7 protein-coding genes are annotated in these 7,436 nt (G+C 39.4%); 6 read left to right on the forward strand and 1 reads right to left on the reverse strand.

The window, feature by feature from the left end:
- The 4 genes from AC1DSB_RS11280 to AC1DSB_RS11295 form a co-directional block, all read left to right on the forward strand.
- The coding region (locus AC1DSB_RS11280; protein WP_477586739.1) for a DnaB-like helicase C-terminal domain-containing protein at positions 1-607 on the forward strand (607 nt) is incomplete at its 5' end.
- Positions 608-940: 333 nt separating this feature from the next.
- Positions 941-2,227 (forward strand): adenylosuccinate synthase, encoded by a 1,287-nt coding sequence (locus tag AC1DSB_RS11285; RefSeq protein WP_477586740.1) that lies wholly within the window; start codon positions 941-943, stop codon positions 2,225-2,227.
- A gap of 90 nt (positions 2,228-2,317) precedes the next feature.
- Positions 2,318-3,241, forward strand: a complete 924-nt coding sequence (locus AC1DSB_RS11290; protein WP_477531163.1) for a hypothetical protein — start codon at positions 2,318-2,320, stop codon at positions 3,239-3,241.
- Complete coding sequence (locus tag AC1DSB_RS11295; protein ID WP_477531162.1) at positions 3,231-3,815, forward strand: hypothetical protein; 585 nt, start codon at positions 3,231-3,233, stop codon at positions 3,813-3,815. Before AC1DSB_RS11290 ends, AC1DSB_RS11295 begins: the two co-directional genes overlap by 11 nt.
- Before the next feature lie 59 nt (positions 3,816-3,874).
- On the opposite strand, the gene AC1DSB_RS11300 is transcribed toward AC1DSB_RS11295, so the two are convergent.
- Positions 3,875-4,780 (reverse strand): YitT family protein, encoded by a 906-nt coding sequence (locus tag AC1DSB_RS11300; protein WP_477531161.1) that lies wholly within the window; start codon positions 4,778-4,780, stop codon positions 3,875-3,877.
- Between the two features lie 355 nt (positions 4,781-5,135).
- On the opposite strand from AC1DSB_RS11300, the gene AC1DSB_RS11305 reads away from it, so the two are divergent.
- The gene (locus AC1DSB_RS11305) at positions 5,136-6,611 is read left to right on the forward strand and encodes a peptidoglycan DD-metalloendopeptidase family protein (RefSeq protein WP_477531160.1); all 1,476 of its coding nucleotides are present in this window, start codon (positions 5,136-5,138) and stop codon (positions 6,609-6,611) included.
- Positions 6,612-6,838: 227 nt separating this feature from the next.
- Positions 6,839-7,436 (forward strand): response regulator YycF (yycF, locus tag AC1DSB_RS11310; RefSeq protein WP_477586741.1); only part of this gene is annotated, 598 nt, incomplete at its 3' end.

The raw sequence follows: 7,436 nt of genomic DNA on the forward strand, positions 1-7,436 counted from the left end.
GTGTGCAGAAGGAAATATTGATGCACAAGTTTTACGTACAGGTGCATTAACTGCTGAAGATTGGCGCAAACTAACAATGGCGATGGGGAGTTTATCCAACGCAGGTATTTTTATTGACGATACACCAGGTATTCGGATTAATGAAATCCGCTCGAAGTGCCGTCGTTTGAAACAAGAGTATGGACTTGGCATGATTTTGATTGATTACTTGCAACTGATCGTAGGAAGCGGGAATGGTAAAGAAAACCGTCAGCAAGAAGTATCGGAAATTTCCCGTTCATTAAAATCCCTTGCTCGTGAGCTCCAAGTTCCAGTTATCGCCTTGTCACAGCTTTCCCGTGGTGTAGAACAACGTCAGGACAAGCGTCCAATGATGTCCGATTTACGTGAATCCGGAAGTATTGAGCAAGATGCCGATATTGTTTCGTTCCTATATCGTGAGGATTACTACGATAAAGAAACCGAGAATCAAAACATGATTGAAATCATCATCGCAAAACAACGTAATGGTCCGACAGGGACGGTAACCCTGGCTTTTGTTAAAGAGTTCAACAAATTCGTTAACATAGACTGGAGCCAGCACCAACAACCTACCCCGGATTACTAGAAAAGCCTAGCAGTCCGAGATAGATCGACTCCGACGTTGGAACAAAGCATCCTTTGCGACGAGTAACCGCAGGAGCACACTGAATCGAAAACCTGTTTTCGAATGAATTTGTGAAACTGAGGTGCGGTCTGGCCTGCGGAGCTAGACATCAAGAAAAGCCTAGCAGCAAATATCTCTAAATTGTGATTGATGCAAAAACACGAACGATAAATGTCTGAAAACATTTTTCCGTTCGTGTTTTTTCTTGTTTTTGGTTGACTTCAGCCGTTTCAGTTGATACAATAACACTGTTTGATTCAGGACGCGTGACAGCGTCTGACGGAGGTGCTGATTATGACATCAGTTGTAGTAGTAGGAACACAATGGGGAGACGAAGGTAAAGGGAAAATTACCGACTTCCTATCCGAGAATTCAGAAGTAATTGCACGTTATCAAGGTGGGAATAATGCTGGACACACCATTATTTTCGGTGGAGAAACGTATAAGCTTCACTTGATTCCATCAGGTATTTTTTATAAAGACAAAATCTCAGTAATCGGTAACGGTATGGTTGTCGATCCTAAAGCATTAGTGAAAGAGTTAAAAGGATTACATGAACGTGGGGTAACGACAGAAAACTTACGTATTTCTAACCGCGCACACGTCATTTTACCTTACCACTTGAAGCAAGACGAAGTGGAAGAAGCTCGTCGTGGTGAAAACAAGATTGGAACTACAGGTAAAGGAATCGGACCGGCTTACATGGATAAAGCAGCACGTGTAGGTATTCGTATGGCCGACTTACTTGATAAAGTAGTATTTGAAGAAAAACTTGAACGTAATCTAGAAGAGAAAAATCGTTTGTTCGATAAGTTCTATGAGACAGAAGGTTTTACAAAAGAAGAAATTCTTGAAGAGTATTACGGCTACGGGCAAGAAATTGCGAAGTACGTAACAGATACATCTAAAGTATTGAACGATGCATTGGATGATGGCCGCCGCGTACTGTTTGAAGGTGCACAAGGCGTTATGCTTGATATCGACCAAGGTACTTATCCTTTTGTAACATCATCTAACCCAGTAGCGGGTGGCGTTACAATCGGTGCCGGAGTCGGACCAACGAAAATTCACCATGTGGTTGGTGTATGTAAAGCATATACTTCTCGTGTTGGAGACGGTCCGTTCCCAACGGAATTGTTTGACGAAGTCGGCAATCAAATTCGTGAAGTCGGTAAAGAGTATGGGACAACAACTGGTCGTCCACGTCGCATCGGTTGGTTCGACAGTGTAGTTGTACGTCATGCACGTCGTGTGAGTGGTTTAACAGATCTAACGGTCAATTCGATTGATGTGTTAACTGGTTTGGAAACAGTGAAGATTTGTACAGCTTACAGTTACAACGGGGAACTGATTACGGAATACCCAGCAAACTTACGTATGCTGGCTGACTGTAAACCTGTCTATGAAGAATTGCCAGGTTGGAGCGAAGATGTGACATCTTGTAAATCACTCGATGAGCTTCCGGAAAATGCACGACACTACCTGGAACGCATTTCACAATTAACTGGTGTTCCAATTTCGATTTTCTCAGTAGGACCAGATCGAAATCAAACAAATATCATTGCGAGCRTTTGGCGCTAAATTTTATTGAACGGGAAAAGGAATCTTTTCCCGTTCTTTTTCGTATGTAAGAGTAATGTGAATTTTCATACGATTTGGGGTTGAAAATAAATGAAGAGATTTTGGTTTTGGGGAGCACTGCTGGCAATCATTGTGGCTTGGACGATTAATATAACCACTTACGAGGCGAAATTTTTGGATGAACCCATTGTTCTGGAACATTATATCGAACGACCAATGGACCAGACACACCTATTCAACATTTACTATTTGACCAATAAAAACAATCCGGCAATTCTCCAAACAATTGAAGTGGATGGATTCTCGCTCCAAAACGTCTCACCGAGCAATGACATGTGGTTACATGGAAACCAGAATTCGATATACAACTCACCAAATGTCGTCCAGGAGTTCAATCAACATCTTCTACTGAAAGCTGAATTTGACCCATCCATACTGCCTCTTGAAGGCGAAGAAGATAAGTCATATATAGGGACCAATGTATTCCTACAATTCAGTGACGGAACGGCTGGACATTTTGACATCGGAGAAATTCGAATCACGCCGTCAACGCTCAGACAAGATCCTAAATTGAAGGGCATGTCGACTGGAAGTACTTCAGACGGACTTCATTCCAGCATATATTCTGCAGAAGAACAGTTAAAAATGAAAGAATTCGTTGTGCCTGAAAATATTGCGAAGGATGTTCAAGTGAAAGTACATTATGAAGGAGAAGAAGCCCGAATTCCCGATCCTATCTATCAAGCAGAAGTTATGCCTAATTGGAGCGATGTAAAACAACCTCTTGCAAAAGACGTCAATTGGCCCATCGTATTGGAATCACAAGGTAGTGTCGGCTTATACATACAAATAGAGCCGACTAATAATAAGGCAATCGATGTATGGATTCCATGGGAAGGGGAAACGGCTGCTGGACAGTCTTTTACGGCTTCATTTCCCTTGCATCATGTTCCACAGCTGACAGATGAAGAACTACGGAGCATGGTGGAGAAAGTGGTGAAAGATGGCAAATAGAAGAGCGTTCAAGTATATGATTGCAGGGTTTTTATTGGTTTTGCTGGAYGTTCATATTTTTTTCGATTTTCTTCCTGACCCACTGGGATATATGTTGATCACATCAGGCATTCATCAACTTGCCGCAGGAAAGGCGAATGCTAAAAAAGCTGTAATAACTGCTTTTGTCCTGATGGCTCTATCCATTCCTACACTGTTTTTATCAGGGGAAGTACTCACTCAAATGCAAGTTAACAGTACATCTTGGCTGGTATATGGCTTTAGTGTCACGCTGATTGACTTAATTTTGATGTATTATGTATTCAGAATGCTGATGCATGAAGTGGATTATCCAATTGAAGCGGCTGAAAAACAGAATGGCATTAAAAAAATTATGATTGTCTATATGACCATAACACTCACTTCAACGTTTATTCAGTCGTTTTTAATTAATATGAAACAGGATGTTCAGTCTACAGTTGCGGTAGCTATTATTGTGTTGACGCTCAGTGTTCATGTCGCGTTTATTATCACTCTCCGTAATCTACAGAAAACCTTCCCACCCGACCAGGGACGGGTATATCCAATGGAATGACCCAATTAAAAAATGCGCTGTCCCAATATTGGGCAGCGCATTTTTATATAGAGTGCAAATTAGTGAATATTACGTTTCTTGAATCGTCCACCGCGTACTTCAGCAATATTGCCAATGGCGACGAACGCTTGTTGATCAATATCTTCCACGATTGTTTTTAATTTTGCTTCTTCCAGACGTGTAATAACGGTGAAAATAACTTTTTTATCATCACCTGTGTATGCGCCTTCTCCATGTAAATAAGTGACTCCACGACCGAGACGATCCATAATCGCTTCGCCGACTTCATCTACAAGATCACTAATAATATAAACCGATTTGGATTCATCAAAGCCTTGAATGACAATATCGATCATTTTATAAGCGATGAAATAAGCGAGTACGGAATACATAGCTTGCTCCCAAGTAAATACAAAACCAGCGACAGTAAAGATTATCAAATTGAAGAACATAATGATTTCCCCGACGGAAAAAACGCTTTTAGTGCTGAACAAAATAGCTAAAATTTCAGTTCCGTCCAATGAGCCACCGTAGCGAATGACAAGACCGACACCAATGCCAAGTACAATGCCGCCAAAGACGGTAGCAAGTAACAAGTCATCAGTAAAACGTGCAACTGGATGTAAAAAGTATGTACAAATAGAAAGAACCGTAATTCCTAATACAGTAGAAAGTGCAAATGTTTTCCCAATTTGTTTATACCCGAAAAAAAAGAAGGGGATGTTTAATAGGAAAATAAATAATCCAATTTGAATTCCAGTCAGGTGAGACAAGATAATGGATATACCGACAATTCCACCATCCAATAAATGATTTGGTACCAAAAACAACTCGATTCCCATTGCCATAAATACGGCACCAATAATAATCATGAAGATGCGCTTCGTTATTACGGTTTTGGAAGCCCGACGATGTACGTATGCGGTTTTTATTTTGGCATTTCTCTCTTGTTGTTCGTCTGTCAAATGGGATACCTCATTTCGCCTTGAATACTCTTATTTTACCCTATATTAAGGATATTCGATAGAAGAACGCTATTATTATTACAAAAATGACAAAAAAGTACATGAAATATGAATGAGAAGGGTCGAAAGATAGAAAAAATATGTTGAATCTTCAATTGATTTAAGAGAAAAGCCTGTGTAAACTTACAAATTAAAACAATTAAATGCAATTGATGGTAAGAATGAGTCATTTTCTTTACAAAATGACATTTCTTTACCAGTGTTTAAAAGGWTATGTTAAATTAAAGGGGCGTGAAATTTTTCACAATAAAAGAACCATTCGTTTTACGGATGAAATTTTGAGAGGGGCTTTATCATGCATTTGAAAAGGAATACTGGTGATGGGGATAAGATTTCATCCGACCGGAAGCCAAACCGCACATCAAATATAATGAAAAAAGCAGCCATAACAGCAGTGCTTGCTTCAAGCTTCACATTTAATATCAGTTTTGCAAAAGATAAAGAGGACAGTCAATTACAGGAAATTTTTCATATATATGCAAGTGACGAATATGTAGGTACGGTTTCAGATGAAAAAGCAGTAAAAGAGCTTGTTAATGAAAAAATTACTGAGTCAAGCTCCCAATACAAAGATCTAAATCTAAGTGGATCCAATTTATCCATCATCTCAGAACAAGTTTTTAATGCAGAAACAAATGATAAGGAAACATTAGACAAGCTGGACAAGATGGTAACTGTCACAGCAGATGCTTTTGCCTTGTCGGTCAATGACGAGATTGCCGTCTACGTCAAAGACTTGGAAGCATATCATGAAGTAGTCCGCAAACTGAAACTTCAGACCGTTTCTGAAAAAGAACTCACCGAATTGGAAAATCGAAAAGATTCTAACAATTCTTTACCCCCATTAAAGAACAATGAAACACGTGTTTTGGATATTAATTTAAAAGAATCAATTTCAGGTGTTACGAAACAAGCAAAACCAGAAAAGGTTTTAACTGTTGATCAAGCAGTAGATTACCTTCAAAARGGTACTTTGGAAGAGAAAACATATACCGTACAATCTGGAGATGTATTCAGCAAAATAGCAGCAAAACATGATTTAACTACAGCGGATTTAACAAAGCTGAACAAAAGTGTCAACGAAAATAGCGTTCTTCAAATTGGAGAAAAATTGAAGGTAACAGCTTTAAAACCTTTAGTGAACATTGAAGTTGTTCGCGAGAAAAGAGTGACAGAAGCCATTCAATTTGAAAACCAAGTACGCGAATCGAAAGATATGCTTAAAGGGGATTCCAAAGTCATTCAAGAAGGCAGCAATGGTGCCAAAGAAATGACATACGTTATCCGTGAGAATAACGGGACACGCGTGGGCAAATCAATTAAAGATGAAGCAGTAGTAAAAGAAGTGACAAACAATATTATCTTAAAAGGTACTAAAGTCGTTCCATCTCGTGGGTCAGGTATGTTCGCATGGCCGGCAGAAGGTGGCTACATATCTAGCGGGATGGGTCAACGGTGGGGACGAATGCACCGTGGAATCGATATTGCACGTCCTGACGGCTTTGCAATTAAAGCAGCTGATAACGGCGTTGTGAAATTTGCTGGAGCAGATGGTACATTCGGTAACAAAGTAGTTATTGATCATCAAAATGGTTATGAAACAACATATGCTCACTTAGCATCAATTAATGTTAACGTAGGACAAACTGTTCCTGTCGGTTCAAAAATAGGTGTAATGGGGTCAACAGGTAGATCTACTGGAACACATTTACACTTTGAAGTAGAACATAATGGTGTAAACGTAAATCCTCTTAAGTTTTTAAACAAATAATATACGCGGAAGCGGTCAATTCGACAGAGTTGGCCGTTTTTTTATATTCATCGACAATAGAGTGTTAGTTTATCTAAGAATCTTGTCGAAATATTACCCGGGAAATATTCAACATTCTGATTCCTCTAGTCGATAGGTGCGTAACATAGTAAAGCGTGATAGAGTAAGTAGTATAAAGAGGTCAATTCATATTTAAATAGATAGATGGCAAGAGAGGATGACGAACAATGAGTAAAACAATTTTAGTAGTAGATGACGAGAAGCCGATTGCGGACATTCTACAATTCAATTTAAAGAAAGAAGGCTACAATGTCGTTTGTGCTTATGACGGGGATGAAGCTTTAGCAAAAGCAGAAGAAATCAAACCCGATTTGATGTTACTAGATATTATGTTACCAAACCGGGATGGAATGGAAGTCTGTCGTGAGATTCGTAAAAAACACGATTTTCCTATTATCATGCTGACAGCGAAAGACTCGGAAATTGATAAAGTACTTGGTTTGGAATTAGGTGCAGATGATTATGTAACTAAACCGTTCAGTACGCGTGAATTGATTGCCCGTGTGAAAGCCAATATGCGTCGCCATCAAACCGTACAATCTGAAGATGCAGAAGATGCGTCAAATGATATTGCGGTTGGCTCATTAATTATTCAGCCGGATGCGTATTTAGTTTTGAAAAGAGAGGAATCAATTGAACTGACACACCGTGAGTTTGAATTGCTACATTACTTGGCAAAACATATCGGTCAAGTGATGACACGCGAACATTTACTGCAAACTGTATGGGGTTATGATTATTTTGGAGATGTTCGTACTGTAGACG

The sequence above is a fragment of the Paenisporosarcina sp. P4_E4_2 genome, from assembly GCF_056401595.1.